The sequence below is a fragment of the Sphingomonas sp. genome, from assembly GCF_041661825.1.
Taxonomy (GTDB): Bacteria; Pseudomonadota; Alphaproteobacteria; order Sphingomonadales; family Sphingomonadaceae; genus Sphingomonas.
On the sequence record NZ_JBAZTU010000001.1, the window covers coordinates 708,330 to 723,269 of the forward strand.

General features: G+C 66.3%; 14 protein-coding genes. 8 read left to right on the forward strand and 6 right to left on the reverse strand.

Annotated features, from left to right (window positions below; translation table 11 throughout):
- The first annotated feature begins 42 nt into the window (after nucleotides 1–42).
- The 4 genes from WC729_RS03080 (at nucleotide 43) to WC729_RS03095 (ending at nucleotide 3,187) form a co-directional block, all read left to right on the forward strand.
- On the forward strand, nucleotides 43–408 hold the full coding sequence (locus WC729_RS03080) for a PepSY domain-containing protein (protein ID WP_372849409.1): 366 nt from the start codon (nucleotides 43–45) through the stop codon (nucleotides 406–408).
- A complete protein-coding gene (locus WC729_RS03085) occupies nucleotides 408–1,073 on the forward strand; it encodes a response regulator transcription factor (protein WP_372849411.1) in 666 nt (221 codons plus the stop codon). Before WC729_RS03080 ends, WC729_RS03085 begins: the two co-directional genes overlap by 1 nt.
- Entirely contained in the window at nucleotides 1,066–2,442 is a 1,377-nt protein-coding gene (locus WC729_RS03090) for a sensor histidine kinase (RefSeq protein WP_372849413.1), read from the forward strand. The genes WC729_RS03085 and WC729_RS03090 overlap by 8 nt, the downstream gene beginning before the upstream one ends.
- Nucleotides 2,443–2,638: 196 nt before the next feature.
- Nucleotides 2,639–3,187, forward strand: coding sequence for a hypothetical protein (locus WC729_RS03095; protein WP_372849415.1), 549 nt, complete (start codon nucleotides 2,639–2,641; stop codon nucleotides 3,185–3,187).
- A gap of 9 nt (nucleotides 3,188–3,196) precedes the next feature.
- Here WC729_RS03095 and WC729_RS03100 read toward each other — a convergent pair whose 3' ends face one another.
- Entirely contained in the window at nucleotides 3,197–3,601 is a 405-nt protein-coding gene (locus WC729_RS03100; RefSeq protein ID WP_372849417.1) for a hypothetical protein, read from the reverse strand.
- Nucleotides 3,602–3,865: 264 nt separating this feature from the next.
- Between WC729_RS03100 and WC729_RS03105 the strand changes: the two genes are divergently transcribed.
- On the forward strand, nucleotides 3,866–4,273 hold the full coding sequence (locus WC729_RS03105) for a DUF2147 domain-containing protein (protein WP_372849419.1): 408 nt from the start codon (nucleotides 3,866–3,868) through the stop codon (nucleotides 4,271–4,273).
- A 49-nt stretch (nucleotides 4,274–4,322) separates the two neighbouring features.
- Nucleotides 4,323–5,612, forward strand: coding sequence for an OmpP1/FadL family transporter (locus tag WC729_RS03110; RefSeq protein WP_372849421.1), 1,290 nt, complete (start codon nucleotides 4,323–4,325; stop codon nucleotides 5,610–5,612).
- 16 nt (nucleotides 5,613–5,628) lie between these two features.
- Here the strand turns inward: WC729_RS03110 and WC729_RS03115 are convergent, their stop codons facing one another.
- Nucleotides 5,629–6,063, reverse strand: a complete 435-nt coding sequence (locus WC729_RS03115) for an Lrp/AsnC family transcriptional regulator (protein WP_372849423.1) — start codon at nucleotides 6,061–6,063, stop codon at nucleotides 5,629–5,631.
- 110 nt (nucleotides 6,064–6,173) lie between these two features.
- On the opposite strand from WC729_RS03115, the gene WC729_RS03120 reads away from it, so the two are divergent.
- Both WC729_RS03120 and WC729_RS03125 read left to right on the forward strand, forming a co-directional pair.
- Nucleotides 6,174–6,476, forward strand: coding sequence for a hypothetical protein (locus WC729_RS03120; protein WP_372849425.1), 303 nt, complete (start codon nucleotides 6,174–6,176; stop codon nucleotides 6,474–6,476).
- Nucleotides 6,473–7,330 carry an MBL fold metallo-hydrolase gene (locus WC729_RS03125; RefSeq protein WP_372849427.1) on the forward strand — a complete coding sequence of 286 codons (858 nt, stop codon included), beginning with the start codon at nucleotides 6,473–6,475 and terminating at the stop codon, nucleotides 7,328–7,330. The genes WC729_RS03120 and WC729_RS03125 overlap by 4 nt, the downstream gene beginning before the upstream one ends.
- A 17-nt stretch (nucleotides 7,331–7,347) precedes the next feature.
- On the opposite strand, the gene WC729_RS03130 is transcribed toward WC729_RS03125, so the two are convergent.
- The 4 genes from WC729_RS03130 to WC729_RS03145 all read right to left on the reverse strand — a co-directional run bounded on the left by WC729_RS03130 (nucleotide 7,348) and on the right by WC729_RS03145 (nucleotide 14,784).
- Nucleotides 7,348–8,328: a 4Fe-4S double cluster binding domain-containing protein gene (locus tag WC729_RS03130; RefSeq protein WP_372849429.1), complete on the reverse strand. Its 981-nt coding sequence runs from the start codon at nucleotides 8,326–8,328 to the stop codon at nucleotides 7,348–7,350.
- 14 nt (nucleotides 8,329–8,342) lie between these two features.
- Nucleotides 8,343–10,574, reverse strand: coding sequence for a TonB-dependent receptor (locus tag WC729_RS03135; protein WP_372849431.1), 2,232 nt, complete (start codon nucleotides 10,572–10,574; stop codon nucleotides 8,343–8,345).
- 212 nt (nucleotides 10,575–10,786) lie between these two features.
- Nucleotides 10,787–12,277, reverse strand: a complete 1,491-nt coding sequence (locus WC729_RS03140; RefSeq protein WP_372849433.1) for a CehA/McbA family metallohydrolase — start codon at nucleotides 12,275–12,277, stop codon at nucleotides 10,787–10,789.
- Complete coding sequence (locus WC729_RS03145; RefSeq protein WP_372849435.1) at nucleotides 12,277–14,784, reverse strand: TonB-dependent receptor domain-containing protein; 2,508 nt, start codon at nucleotides 14,782–14,784, stop codon at nucleotides 12,277–12,279. The genes WC729_RS03140 and WC729_RS03145 overlap by 1 nt, the downstream gene beginning before the upstream one ends.
- Nucleotides 14,785–14,940: the final 156 nt, after the last annotated feature.

Below are 14,940 nucleotides of genomic sequence, written 5' to 3' on the forward strand. Positions count from 1 at the left end.
CCGTCAGTTTGATGTCAGCAAGGGCATGGCATCTTGTTTCCCATGAAACCGATATCCCCCATCCTCCGCCTCACCGGCATCGCTGCTTTGGGCGGCCTGCTGCTTGCCGCCGCGCCCGTGGCGCTCGGATCGGATGCCATCCCGCGCCCGCAATCGAGCAAGGCCGAACGCAAGCAGCGCGAACAGGCCGCGATCAAGGAGGCGCTCCGCAAGGGCGAGTTCCTCCCCCTTCCCCGCATCATCGCCAACGCCCAGGCGCGCGTGCCGGGCGAAGTGCTGAAGGTCGAGATCGAGCAGGAGAGCTGGGGCTTCAAATATGAGGTGAAGATCCTCAGCCCCAATGGCCGCGTGCGCGAGGTCGAGCTGAATGCGAAGACCGGCGCCGTCGTCCGTATCGAGGATGATTGATGCGGGCGCTGCTGGTCGAGGATGATCCGGAACTCGCCGCCGACCTGGTCGAGGCGCTGAGCGCTACGGGCTTCCTGGTCGACCATGCGACTGACGGCGACACCGCCTGGTTCCGCGGCGATACCGAGGACTATGCCGTCGCGGTGCTCGATCTTGGCCTTCCCCGCATCGACGGGCTGACGGTGCTGAAACGCTGGCGCGCCGCCGGTCGCGCCTTCCCGGTGCTGATCCTCACCGCCCGATCCGACTGGACCGAGAAGGTCGAGGGGATCGAGGCGGGCGCCGACGACTATCTGGCCAAGCCCTTCCAGATGGGCGAGCTGATCGCCCGCGTGCGCGGCCTTGTCCGCCGCACGGCCGGCCTGACCTCGCCGGTACTGACCATTGCCGGGCTGTCGCTCGACACGGTGCGGATGAGCGCCACGATCGACGGACGCCCGATCCGCCTGTCGCTGCTCGAATTCCGCTTCCTCGACCTGCTCGCGCACAACCCCGGCCGCGCCGTTTCGGGCGGCGAGGTTGCCGAGCATCTCTACGGCGCCGACGACGCCAATGGCGCCAACGCGATCGAAGCGCTGGTCACCCGGCTGCGCCGCAAGATCGGGCCCGACATCATCGAGACGCGGCGCGGCTTTGGTTATCTGCTGACGGGCGGCAATGTATGAGTTTCGGGGCGTGAAGCTGGCCTCGCTCCGCCTGCGCCTGCTCGCCGCGGCGGCGATCGCCCTCTTCCTCGCGCTTGCCCTGGCCTGGCTGGGCCTGACCTGGCTGTTCGAACGTCATGTCGAACGGCGCGAGGCAGCCGCGATGATCCGCTCGGCCGAAGTGCTCGTCTCCGGCCTCAGGATCGGGCCGGATGGCGTGCCGGTCGCGGACGCACTCCCCGAGGATCGTCGGTTCGAACAGATCGCCAGCGGGCTCTATTGGCAATTGTCCGCGGCCAGCGGGGCGCAGCGATCCTCCTCGCTATGGGACCAGAAGCTGGTCACCTCTCCGGCGCGCGACAGCGAATGGGAAACGCACAAGATCGCCGGCCCGTTCGGCGACCGGCTGCTGGTGGTCGACCGCATTATCCGGCCCGACCGGAACGGGCCCGCCGTGATCGTGCAGGTCGCGGAGAACGACCGGGACATCGCCATCGCCGAGCGCGAATTCGGCCGCGAGCTGGCAGTGTCGCTGCTGCTGCTCTGGATCGCGCTGTCGGCCGCGGCGTGGGCACAGGTCCAGCTCGGCCTGCGCCCGCTTGCCCGGATTCGCGGCCAGATGGAGCGGTTGCGGCGTAACCCCGCCGCGCGCCTGCCCAACGACTACCCCGCGGAGATCGGCCCGCTTACTCAGGCAATCAACGCACTGGCCGATGCGCGCGGCGCCGACCTCGCCCGTGCCCGCAGTCGCGCGGCCGATCTCGCGCACAGCCTGAAGACCCCGCTCGCGGTGCTGGCGGCCCAGACCCGCCGCGCGCGCGCCGCCGGTGCCGATGATGCCGCTGACGGCCTGGAGCGCGCCATCGCAGCGGTCGGCGCTGCGCTGGAGGCTGAGCTGGCCCGTTCCCGCGCCGCCGCTGCGCGCGGTGCCGCCGAGGTCGCCCATGCCGATCCGAAGGCAGTGGTCGAGCGGCTAATCGGGGTGATCGAGCATAGCGAGCGCGGCGAGATGATCGCGTTCGACGTCGCGATCGACGACACGTTGACCGTACCCGTCGCCAGCGAGGACCTGGCCGAGATGCTCGGCGCGCTGATCGAGAATGCCACGCGCCACGCCCGCCGTCTGGTTCGGGTGGCCGGCCATGTCGATGTCTCGGGCAAGACGGTCCTGACGGTCGAGGATGACGGCCCCGGCATTCAGGACATCGACGCCGCGACGGTCCTGATGCGCGGCCGCCGGCTGGATGAGGCAGGCACCGGCCACGGTCTGGGTCTCGCCATCGTCCGGGACCTGGTCGAGGCGACCGAAGGCGAGATCGCGCTGGGCACCGCCGCACTGGGCGGGCTGTGTGTATCGCTGCGATGGCCTCCACGCCCTGACGCCGGCTGAGGCCGTTTGCGCGGAACAGGGAACCCCAACCAGGACAGGAAGGGTATCGGTTGCACTCAACAAGAGAAAGCGCGAGCGCGTCGCGGCACCACCAGCAGGCTGCAACGATTCCCCGCTGAGTTGAATCGATGCAAGCGGTCGCCCGCCGCCACAGCTTTCGCTATCGCCGTGGCGGGCACATCGATACGGTGGAGGAATGAAACAATCCGCGATCGTTACCGGCTGCCGGGGGCGCCTCGGCCGGGCGTTCGTCTCTCGCCTGCTGCGGGAAGGCTTCGAGGTCCATGGCATGGATATCGGCGAGACGCAGGACCGTACATCCGCACCCGGCGAGCGGCTCTATTTCTTCGACCTTGCCTATGAACACGGGGACCCGGACGGTCACGTCGAACGCGTGTCGGGGCATCTCGAGAACTGGCGCTGCTATGAGGCGATCTTCGTCCCGTCCTCACTGTGGATCGGCGCGGACAGTCCCTATGGCCGGGCCAAGCTGGCCATCGAGCAGCTCGCCGCGCGATATTGCGCGCTGGGCGCCCGCGTGGTCACCGACCGCATCGGCTATTTCCCCGGCGACGGCATCGAACCGGACCCGAACGAGCCATTCTACCAGCACCGGGTAACGGGCGACGCGCTCTACGCGCGAATCATGGAAAGGATGCGCCCGCCAATCGAGACGCAGCGCGCCTCCGCTATCGCGTCGCCAAGTCCTCAAGCACCGAGCAGCGCTCAGTGCGTACCCGCATAACGCTGAGTCTCAGTTCCGCAGTCTGGTGTAGGGTACGAAATCGTCGAGCGTGACGAAGCTGCGCTGGATGCGCGACGAGCGGTCGACGAGATTGATCGTATCGAGCGAACAGAGCTGGCTGCCCTGGGTCTTGCTCACCAGGATATCGTCGCTGTCGAGCGCGTCCGCCCCGATGCGCGGGCGATTGACGTAGATCGTGCTACCGACGCGATACAGGATCGCGACGCCGTCGATCGTCTCGCTCGACGTGATGCTGTACTGGGCGATGCAGTTCACCGGCTTTCCGGCGACGCGGCCGGCGAGCGCCTTGGCCAGCTTCGCTTCGCCCTTGGCATTGTCACGCTGGGCCGCGACGGCCGGAGCGGCGGACCCGATCAGGGTCGCGCCGAGGAGCAGAGAGGATAATATGCGCATGGTCATCTACCTGTTCGAGGGTGATGGGCCTGAGATGTGGGGTCGGACTGCCCCGATCGCCACCCTACACGCAGGTATAGGGCCAACCGCGCCCTTCCCCGCGGTATGACCGGGCATGGCCTCCGGATCGCCCCTGCCCGGTCGGAAAAAGAAATCGGGATTCCGGTGGACCCACGTGGCCGTTGGCGCGCTTTGCTGGACAGACCGGCACCGCGCCACGACGCGCCCCCAACCCGAGGGTCCGGCAACAGGAAAGATCGCACCATGACACTGATACTGACCGCCCTTGCACTCGCAGGAGCGATCCAGCCCGCTGACTCGGTCGTCGGCAGCTGGAAGACCGAGACACGGGGCGGGATCGTCGAGATCGCGCGCTGCGGCCCGTCGATCTGCGGGCGTCTCGTGACGTCGGACAAGCTGCGCACCGATCCCAATTTCAAGGATGAGAAGAACGGCAACGCCGCGCTGCGCAACCGGCCGCTCAAGGGCCTGCAGATCCTCGGCGGCTTCACGCGGCAGGGCGACGGATGGGTCGGCGGCAAGATCTACAATGCCGAGGACGGCAAGACCTATAATGCCGAGATCACCCTGGCGGGCGCGAACCAGCTCAAGCTGCGCGGCTGCGTGTTCAAGCCGTTCTGCAAGACCCAGACCTGGACACGGGCCCACTGATTTCCCCTTCCCCTGCCGCAAGGCGTGTACTGCTTACGGGATTGATATCATGTCGTTTTTCAAGACATCTCTTGTCGCCGCGTCGTTCTTTGCCTTTGCCGGCACCGCGCATGCCCAGGCCTTCTACCTCCAGGAACAATCGGCGCGCGGGGCGGGACGCGCTTTCTCGGGCGAAGTGGCCGATACCGGCGCGCAGTCGCTCTGGTGGAATCCCGCTTCGATCGCCGGCTCGACCGATGCCGAAGCGGCGCTTGCCGTCGCCGCGATCCTGCCGCGCGGCGAGGTGGTCGACACCGGCACGCTGATCGGCCGCCCGGGCCAGCCCTTCGCGCCGGTCGGCGGCCAGCAGCGCTCGCGCAACCCCATCACCAATGGCGTACTGCCCTCCGGCGCGATCGCGATTCCGCTGAACGACCGGATCGCGTTCGGCCTAGCGGTCACCTCGCCCTACAGCTTCACCACGGATTACGACGCCGACAGCTGGGCGCGGTATTCGGCGGATCGCACCAAGCTGCTCACCATCGATATCCAGCCATCGGTGGCGGTGGCGGTGACCGACTGGCTGCGCGTCGGTGCCGGGCTGAACGTCGAATATACCGATGCCAGCCTCGGCAATGCGCTGCCCAATGTGCTCGCGTCGCTGCCGGACGGGCACCAGCAGCTCAAGGGCCATGGCTGGGACCTGGGCTGGAGCGCGGGCGTGCAGCTCCACAATGATGTCATTACCGTCGGCATCGCCTATAAATCCGGTATCAAGCACACGCTGAAGGGCGACCTGACGATCGACGGCCTGGTCGGCCCGCTGGCGGGCTCGAACATGGCGCTCTCGGGCATCGAAGCGCGCTTCGACACGCCGGCGCAGATCATCGTCGGCGCCCGGGTGAAGGTCGCGCCGAAGCTGACCCTCAACGCGCAGGCGACGCGCTTCACCTGGAGCGATTTCGACGCGATCCGCCTCGGCGCGCCGATCAATGCCGCGATCCCCGAACTCTACCGCAACAGCCTGAGCGTCGCGGGCGGCGTCGATTATGACGCGACCTCGCGCCTGACCCTGCGCGCGGGTGTCCAACGCGGCCAGACCCCGACGCAGAACGGCCAGCGCGACGCGCGCGTGCCGGATTCGAACCGGTGGAATTTCGGCACGGGCGGCAGCTACAAACTCACCTCACGCTTCACCATCGATGCCGGCGCCAATTACGTCAGCTTCGAGGACCAGAGCATCGACCGGGTCACCGCGGCCTATGCCGGCACGGCGGCACAGACCCCGATCCTGACCTCGGGCGAGCTGCGCAACGCGCATGCGCTGGTGTTTTCACTGGGAGGCCGGGTTACGTTCTGATCGGCGCCCGCCCCTTTCAGGGCCGTCGCAAATGGTCGGCCAGAACGACATGGGTGGTAACCTCGCCGATCCCCGGCAAGGCGCGCACGGCTTCGGCGATCCGGTCGAGATCGGCGGCGTCGGTGGCGCTGACCTGGACGAGAAGGTCCGGATCGCCGGCGAGCGACTGGATGCCCCTCACCTCCGGAAGGCGTTTCAGGGGAGCGATCGCACCAGCGCAGCTTCCGCCGCGCGCGTGGCGGATCATCAGGCAGGCATTGAGACGCGTCCGGTTGCCCGCCCGGCCGCGCACCACCGTGTAGCCCGCGATCGTGCCGCTGCGCTGGAGTCGTCCGAGACGCTCCTGCGTGGCACTGCGCGACAAGCCGATGTCGCGGGCCAGGGCCACGACGCTGGCCCGCGCGTCCCGCTCCAGCGCGAGGATAAGGGCTTCGTCCTTGTCGTCGAGCACCCGTCAATCTCCTCCATGCCGGCAGATCGCCGGCTCGAACGACATAATCGCGGCCATATCCGGCGCCCATAATCCCTAGCTGCGTGCTTCGCGACAACGGAGGCGCTTCAATGCTTACGCATCTCAACCCCGATGACATCCCGCCCGTCAAGGTCGGTCCCGGCTGCTATCGCCGCGACGTACCTGCGCTGGGGAATGTGCGAGCCTGGTTCGTCGATATGGACCCCGGCACCGAGTGGCCGCACGTCGACAAGCACGGTGCGTTCGGCGAGTCGGTATTCGTGGTCTCGGGCGAGTTGATCGAAGGCGAGGAGCGCTTCGGGCCGGGCAGCTATCTGTTCTTCCATGCCGACAGCCAGCATCAGCCGCGTTCGGAGACCCGTGTTCGCCTTTTCGGCTTCAATCTGCTGTGACCGCAGCCTTGATGCAGGAAGGCCGGACCGGGCTGACCCGTCGAAGCCTTCTCGGCGTCGGCGCGAGCGCGATGCTGGCCGCGCAGCCGCTTTTCGCGGCCGAACCCAAGCCGCTCAGGATTCAGCGACTGGCCTGGGCGGGGATCAGGCTGGCGCTTCCCGAGGCAACACTGGGCGTCGATCTGCTTGCCGACCCCGCCGTCTGGGAGACCGCGCTGCCCGACCCCTTGCCCGAGCTTGGCGACTTCACGGGCGACCGGTACGCGCTGATCACGCATCGCCATCCCGATCATTTCGATCCCAGGGCCATCGCCAGGGCGCTCGGCGACCAGGGCCTGTTGCTCTATCCCGCGAGCGTCGGCGCGATCGTCGTGCCGGGGGTGAGCCGAGTCCGGTCCGCACCGCTATGGGAGCCGCAGCTCCTCGGGGACTCCTTCGTCGTCACCGCAGTGCCTGCCGTCGACGGTTATGGCGACCCGCAAGCCTCGTGGGTGATCAGCGGCGGCGGACGGCGCATCCTGCATGCGGGCGACTCGCTTTGGCACGGTGCCTGGTGGCAGATCGGTCGGCAGCTAGGCCCCTTCGACGCGGTGTTCCTGCCAATCAATGGCGCGCGCTTCGCCTGGCGCCAGCCCGCCACCGAGGTTTCCAGCGTCATGGCACCCGAGCAGGCGGTCGCCGCTGCCCGCATCCTTGGCGCGAAGATCCTGGTGCCGATCCATTACGGCGTTCGCGGCGCCAAGGGGTATGAGGAGATAGCCGACGCGCTTCAGCGCACCGTCGCTGAGGGCGCACGCCGCGGCGTGATCGTTCAGGCGCTCAAGCCGGGTGCGTGGCTGAACTGGGACGTCTGACGGCTCGCCCGCCGATGTCAGCCGACCGCCTGCCGCCGCCGTGCCATCTTCGCCAGCAGATTGTCCGCTACGCCCGGCCGCGACCAGGGGCAGACCGAAATGCACACCGCGCAGCCGGCATTCTCCGCGAAGTAGGGAATGCATTTGTCGAAATCGGTGTACCAGCGCTCGACCCCGCGCACCCATTGCTTGGTGTCGCCGATCGCATCCGGCGGACAGGCATCGGCGCAGATCCGGCAATTGGTGCAGAAATCGTCGGCGCCGAAGGGACTGTCCTGGCCGAAGTCGAGCGGCATATCGGTCGTCACGCCGGCCAGCCGCAGATTCGAGCCCCAGACAGCGTTGATCAGCGACCCGTGCTTGCCCAGCTCCCCCAGTCCCGCATCGATCGCAGCGGGGATCAACAAAAGCGCCGAGGCGCGCGGCCCGGGAAAGGCGTGCGCCGAGAATCCCTGGCGCCGGATCCAGTTGGCCAGCGCGAAGGACGCGCGGGTGCCGCGGGCATATTGCCGCCCCACCTCGGCGATGCATGCGCCGTTCTCCGCTGTGCTCGGCGCCTGTTTCAGCTGCTCGTAATCGTGCGGGAAGCCGAGCAGGATCACATTTGGTTCGTCGATCGCATAACCCTCGACGATGTAGCTCTCCTTGACCGTCGTCGCACCGAACAGGTCGGCCTCGTTCGCCAATGCGAAGGTCCGCGCTCGCTCGGTCCATTCCGTGACGCCAAGCGGCTCGGGATCGGGATTGATCGGCTCGAGCGGCGGATGATCGTAAGCGGCGGCAAAGGCGTCGCGCGCCTCCGCCGTCACCCGGCACGAAGCACCGGCAAGCTGCTGCACCGCGCCGAACGGATGCTGGTCGGGCGGATGCCAGAACATCGGCGAGGCACGGCGGAAACGCTGCTCGCCCACCCCGTTGATCCGGTTACCCGATGCATCGGGCGGCATTGCCGCGAGGAACTCGGCGGACGGCGTATAGGTCTTAGGGAAACGCGCCATGAGATCCTCCTCGCCTAGAAGGTGAACGATGCCCGGAGACCGAACTGCCGCGGCGGGAGCGGCGCGACGAACACGTCGCCGCCGACCAGCGGATCGCTCGACGGGAAGGCATAGTCGAAGCTGTTCAGCAGGTTGTTGACATAGGCCGTCACCTTCAACCCGTTCGACGCGATGTACGACAGGCTCATGTTCACCCGGTCGTAACCCGGCGCGGTCAGCTGGTCGCCCGAGCGCGAGACGCGCGTGTTGTCCTGGATGATGATCGCATCGACATAGCGATATTCGCCGAACAGCTCGACCCGATCGCTCCCGATCGGCACCGAATAGCGCGCCGCGACCGAGATCGTCGTCTCGGGCACATTCTCGAACGGCGTGCCTGAGAGGTCGGTCTTGTCGGTCGCGCTGAACACGCGGACGAACTTGTCGAAACGCGAGTGCGAATAGGAAAAGGCGCTGCTCAGCTCGAGCCCGGTGACAGGTCGCACGCTCAGCTCGGCCTCGAAGCCGTTAACATGGCTGTTTGCGGCATTGTCGACCACCGACACCGGCGTCGGCCCGCCGCCCGGATCCGGCACGACGTTGAGCAGCTGCTGGTTGCGGATGTCGATATGGTAGAGCGCTGCGTTGAAGGTGACATGGCGGTCGAGCAGGCTGGACTTCATGCCGATCTCGTAATTTTCCGAGCTCTCGTCCTCGAAGGGCAAATTGCCGGCGGCGTTGCCCGGGAAGCGGTTGATGCCGCCTGCCTTCCAGCCCTGCGAGTAGGTCGCGTAAAACAGCACGTCCGGCGCGACCTTGTAGGACGCCGACCCCATCCAGGAGAAGTTGTTGAACGATTTCTTCGCGTCGCGGACGACCAGTTGAGTCGAGTTGAGCGGTGGGCCGAAGCGCTGGCCGCGATCGCCCGTGCCGACCACTTTCTCGTGCGACCAGCGCCCGCCGGCAGTGAGCTCGATTGCCTCGGACGGGCGATAGCTGACCTGCCCGAAACCGGCATAACCGTCGCGATCGTCGCGGTAATCCTCATAGATATAGAGCGCTGCCGGAAACGGCACGGTGCCGGGGCCGACTCGCCGCTCACGCTGCTGGTCCTGGCGCTGGTTGAAATAATAGAGACCGGCGAGCCAATCGAGCGAGCCCATGTCGCCCGTCAGCCGCAGCTCCTGGCTGACGAAACGCTGCTGGATGCCGACATCAAGCGTCGCGCCCTTGAAGGTCTGCGGCGTCGATGCGATCGGCAGGAGCGCCGGCAAGGTCACCAGATTCTGCACGGAGATGCGGCTGTCCATGTCGGTGAAGACATCCGATTCCGAATAGCGATAGCCGCTGATCGAGGTCAGCGTGACCTGATCGCTCAAGCGCGCCGTGACGTTCAGCTGGACGCCACTATTGGCCTTGTGGTCGGGCGCATCCTGATCGATCACACTCTCATAGCGTTTCGTCGCCAGGCGGACGCCGCGCACCGCCTCGTTATATTTGCGGTCGGTGACGTCGCCGATCAGCACGACATCGAGCGCGTCGCCGGGCGACCAGCGCAGTGTGCCGCGCATCGCGAGCTGCTTGTACCAGTCCTGCTTCCCGCCGAGCACGATATTGTCGAGATAACCGTCGCCGCGGCTGTAATCGGCGCTGAACCCTGCATAGAAATCATGCGCGAGCGGCCCGCTGATCGATGCCTGGCCGCGGAAGGTGCCAAGCTCGGCCACGTCAATGCCGACCTTGCCGCGCAGCTCCGGCCCGGGCTTGCGCGTGATGAGGCTGATTGCCCCGCCCTGGGTGTTGCGGCCGAACACGGTACCCTGCGGCCCGCGCAGCACCTCGACTCGCTCGAGATCAAGAAAAGCGGAATCGAACCCGAGCTGCGGCACATACATGCCGTCGACGAACACGCCGACCGCCGGCTCAAGCCCGGCATTGAAGCCGACGCCGCGCATCGTGAGATACGCGAAGTCGGCTGAATTGTTGACGCTGCCGGGCGCACTGAACAGGCCGGGCACCTCGCCGAACAGGCCGTTCACGTCCTGGGTATTGCGAAGCTCCAGATCGGCCGAGGTGACCACGCTGATCGACAGCGGCACATCCTGCAGCGTTTCGGCACGCTTGCGCGCGGTGACCAAAATCTCGTTCTGGTCTTCGCCGGCCTTAACGGCGGCGGTATCGTCCCGCGCCGACTGCGCCATGGCCGGCACTGATGACAACGTTAACAACGATATCCCGGCCAATACCGGGACCTTCCTTTTCTTCATGTTCGGCATCCCCCTCGGCGCGGGTCATTGCTCGCGCCGGGAGCGAAACTGCGCAGTTTGCCGTGGTTCGCAACTCCAAAATCGATGCGTTTTGCTCGACAATGGAGTTTTTCGGCGGCCTCGGGCGATTCTGTTGCTGCTGCACAACAGGGTAGTAACGTGCCTACATTATAAAGTATCGCGTACGCCCGTTTCGTCCCGTCACGTTACCGCTATTTGCCGCTCGGGCTGCCCGCACTACCGCGACGGCACGCCACATAGATTGGGTTTCCGATCAACCACGGTCGACCCGCTTCGGAGCGCACATTCACGCTGATCCACCCGCATGCCTGTTTGCGATCCAGCTTCATCTCGACGCGTTGATCCTCGCTCGAAAGCGCGACCTGCTTGCCGGGAACCGTCACACCGTTGGCGATCAGGTCGATCGCGCCGCCCTGGGCACCGACGACATGCGCGGTCACGCGGATCCGCGCGCCTGCCGCCAGCGTCTGGCCCATCACGGCGCGGGCCTTGCCCGACACCGCCTCGACCTCGAGCAGCCGGACGCGCGTGCCCTCGACATCGATGAACACATTGCCCGCACGGATGGCGTCCAGGATCGCCGGCATCGACAGTTCACGCGCCTGCACCACCGTGGTCGGCCGACCGATCGCCTTGCCGGCATCGGGATCGTGATTGTCGCTGCCACCGATCCCGGTGAGGTGCTTACCCTCGTTCAGCCGCGCATACCAGAAGGCGATCCCGGCATAGGGGCCTTCCGCCATGGGGCCGTTGACTGCCTCGACCGCGGTGACGCCGGTATAGTCGGTGTCGGGCCATTGCCAGCCGCAGCCCATGCAGATCTCGCCCGACGGTGAGTTCGGGTGGTTGATCGACAGGATTGCCCCGGCCGCTGCGACGCCGCGCTCCAGTGCAGGAAGGTCCGGCACATCGGTCGTACCGGCACGGAAATCCACCCAATGCGCCGGGCCGAAGATATTGGCATGGCCGTGGAAGGTGGTGATCTCGGTGCCCGGGATCAGCAGGGTCTTGTCGAAAAAGGGTTGAAGCTCGCGCAGCGCCCCGAAATGCGCGACGGTGTTGTGGTCAGTCACCGCGACGAAATCGAGCCCCGCTTTGGCCGCCGCCTCGATCGTGCGGAACACCGGACATGGCACCCGCTTGCCCGACTGGCTGGCGCAGCTGCCGTCGCTGTTGGCGTCGTGCATGTGCAGGTCGCCGCGATACCAGCCCGGCCCCGCCTTGATCGGCGCATCGGCGATCGCCGCGGTGGCATGGCGCGCTTCGCCGCGGTCGAAATAGATTTTCACGGTATAGGCACTGCGGCTCGCCGCGCGGATATTGGGTATGCCGAGCATCACCCGCCACCGGCCCGCCGTCACCTTGCCAGTCAGATAGCCGGGTGACGCATCGCTCTCGCTGATCGTGAAGCGGTCGCGGGTGCCGCCGCTCCAGCCGCGGAAGCGTTCCGGGTCCCATATACCCAGGTCGATCACCGTCTTGCCCGCCTTGTCATAGGCCAGGGTGACGGTGACCCGTTCGACGCCCGCAGGGACGTCGAACGGCACTTCCTTGTAGGTCTGGTTGTCCGCGCCCGTGATCTGGCCGGTAAGGCTGTAATCGGCAGGCGCCTCCTGCCCCGCCATCACCGGTGCGGCGATGGCGAGGAGCAGGCCGGCGATCAGGGTGCGGGCAATCAGCATCAGAAGGCGAAGTCCACCGCGAAGCGCACGTTCCGGCCCAGGATCGGGCGGCCGATGAACAGCTGATCATTGGCCTGGCCGCTGGTCAACTCGCCTGCGCGCGGATTGCCTTCGGTCAGGCCGAGCGAGTTGTTGAGGTTGTCGCCATAAGCCCAGAGCGTGATCTGCTTCGTCAGGTTGAAACGCACGCTCGCGTTGAGCACGGTATAGGCCGGCAGCTTCGAGGTGTTGGCGGCATCGGCATAGCGCTTCGAATAATGCTCGACATCCATCTGCGCGCGCAGCCGGTCCCCGAGCAGGGTGACCGCCGGGGTCGCGCGAAGCGCGAGCTGCGGCACGCGCAGCAACTGGTTGCCGCTATAATCGCGATTGACCGGCAGGCTCGACACCAGTTCGGTGAAGCGCAGATTGCGGAACTCGGGCTTCTGCACCGTCGCGTTGACCGTGAAGTCGAACCAGTGGACCGGACGGATCGTGCCTTCCATCTCGACGCCATAGGAGCGGGTGTCGGTATAGATGGTCTGCTGGGTGTAGCCGCCGGTCCCCGAATTGAACACGAAATTGCCGATCGAGAAGCTGTCGAAATCGGTCAGGAAGCCGGTCGCATAGAGACTGATCAGCGGCGTCGAGAGCTTCACGCCCGCTTCCGCCATGCGGATGTTCTGGGTCACCGGCTGAGCCGTCGCGCTGGTGATGAAGCTGCCGACGCTGGGCAGGCGGAAGGTCGAGGTATAGCGCGCGAACACGCCCGCTGAGCGGCTGAACTGCCAGTCGGCACCGATGGTGTAGCCGACATGGTCGAAGTGCCGGTCGAACGGCACGAACACGCCGCTGCCGGTCAGCACATTGTCGTCGGCCAGGGTGGTCGCATCGCCGAGGTTTACCGTCTTGCTGTTCTCCTGCGATCCCTTGGCCGTGACGCTTTCATAGCGGATGCCGCCATCGATGCGCAGCTGCGGCGTCACCTGCCATTCGTCCGAGGCATAGACGGCGATCGTGTCCTGGCTGCCCGATCCGTTGGCGAATTCGGAGCCGTAGCGCGACACGCCGTTCTGGGTCAGCGATCCGACCACCTGGCCGGCCGCGTTGACCGCGACCAGATCGAGCAGGCGCGAATTGTCCGACACGTCCTGCAGGGTCGTTGCCGAATAGCGGCGGAAGGTCTCGTCGATATGCGCGAAATAGACGCCGAGCGCGACGTCGTGCGTCATGCTGCCCATCTCGAACTTGTGAGTCAGGCGCAGGTCGTCGAGGAACTCGCTTTCGTCCACCGTCACCGGGCGCGCGCTGTTCTCGAAGATCAGGCCGTTGCCGTTCTGGCCGGCGATGTCGAACGCCTCGCCGGTGTCGGTGTAACGCAGCTTCACGCCCGTTGCGGTCGGGAAGGCCGCCAGCAGCGCCGCCTGCTTCGAGCCGATATAGCCCGCCGCGGTGTTGATCGCAGCTGGATAGACGCCGTTCCGCACCGTGTTGGAATCGCGGTAGCGCGCCTTGTTCGACAGCGTCCAGCCATCGGCGATCTCGTAATCGGCCATGGCGGAGAATTGGTCGAGCCGGATGCTTGAACCGTCGGTGTTGTTGAAGGTCACCGGGCCATTGGCGCTGCGCAGGGTCAGGAAGGCCGAGGCGCGGCTGGCGGTGGTGCCGTAATGCGGATCGAAGCCGGCAATGCCGACGATATCTCCCTCGCTGTCCTTGGTCAGCGGGATGCCGGTGTAGAACACCGCCTTGTCCGACAGGCGCTTGTAACTGACGCTGACATGGCCGCGGTCGAAGTCCTTCGACAGGTCGGCGCGGATCTGGCCGCCCTTGTTGCCGGTATAGCCCGGATCGCGCACGCCCTGCTCGTTGCGGTAGAAGCCACCGATACCGAGCTTCCAGCCGCCGCCGAGCGGCGCGCCGACCCAGCCGTCGAAACGGTAGAGATCGGCGGTCGGGCCGTAGAGCAGCCGCGCATTGCCCGACAACGTATCGCCGGCGCGCTTGGTGATGAAGTTGACGACGCCGCCCGGCGCGTTGGGTTCGAACACCGAGGACGGGCCGCCGCGCACGACCTCGATATGGTCGATCGATTCGTCCATGCGGAACGCCTGGTCGGCATTGAGATACCCGAGCGACGGATCATGCTGCACTGGCAGGCCGTCCTCGAGCAGGTTGATCGACCCGAAGCCGTCGACCGGAATGCCCCGCGCGCGGACGTTGCCGCTGCCTTCGCCGCCTGACGCCTCGACCCAGAAGCCGGGCACCGACTTCAGCGTCTCGGTGACGCTGGAAGGCGCGCGCGACTTGAGCGTCGCGTTGGACAAAGTGGTGATGGCATAGCTGGTCTCCAGCTTGGTCCGGTCGCCCGAACCGGCGCGGCCGGTGACCACGATGTCGTCGCCATCGCCCGCGGTCTCGCCGGCCGGAGCGGCAGCGGGTGCGGCCGTCTGCGCGAACGCGTTCGCGCTGGTCGTGGCCAGGAGAGTCGCAAGTGTAAGTCGAACAACAAGCTGGATATTTTTCACGTCTAACCCTTTTCGCATCTGCAGCATGAGGCGCGCGGCGACCGGTAGGGAGCGATGGTTTCACTTGCGCGGCGGCTCTGTTGCACAGCGATGACGGAACGATGTCAGAAGCGTTTTTTGCGCTCGCGCGTTGTCTGACGTGGACGGGAAGAGGGG

Coding starts and splice junctions, on each gene's coding strand:
- WC729_RS03140 (WP_372849433.1), bottom strand. CDS start 12,277: ATGCTGATTGCCCGCACCCTGATCGCCGGCCTGCTCCTCGCCATCGCC.
- WC729_RS03105 (WP_372849419.1), top strand. CDS start 3,866: ATGACACTGATACTGACCGCCCTTGCACTCGCAGGAGCGATCCAGCCC.
- WC729_RS03090 (WP_372849413.1), top strand. CDS start 1,066: ATGTATGAGTTTCGGGGCGTGAAGCTGGCCTCGCTCCGCCTGCGCCTG.
- WC729_RS03120 (WP_372849425.1), top strand. CDS start 6,174: ATGCTTACGCATCTCAACCCCGATGACATCCCGCCCGTCAAGGTCGGT.
- WC729_RS03085 (WP_372849411.1), top strand. CDS start 408: ATGCGGGCGCTGCTGGTCGAGGATGATCCGGAACTCGCCGCCGACCTG.
- WC729_RS03095 (WP_372849415.1), top strand. CDS start 2,639: ATGAAACAATCCGCGATCGTTACCGGCTGCCGGGGGCGCCTCGGCCGG.
- WC729_RS03080 (WP_372849409.1), top strand. CDS start 43: ATGAAACCGATATCCCCCATCCTCCGCCTCACCGGCATCGCTGCTTTG.
- WC729_RS03110 (WP_372849421.1), top strand. CDS start 4,323: ATGTCGTTTTTCAAGACATCTCTTGTCGCCGCGTCGTTCTTTGCCTTT.
- WC729_RS03135 (WP_372849431.1), bottom strand. CDS start 10,574: ATGAAGAAAAGGAAGGTCCCGGTATTGGCCGGGATATCGTTGTTAACG.
- WC729_RS03130 (WP_372849429.1), bottom strand. CDS start 8,328: ATGGCGCGTTTCCCTAAGACCTATACGCCGTCCGCCGAGTTCCTCGCG.
- WC729_RS03100 (WP_372849417.1), bottom strand. CDS start 3,601: ATGCGCATATTATCCTCTCTGCTCCTCGGCGCGACCCTGATCGGGTCC.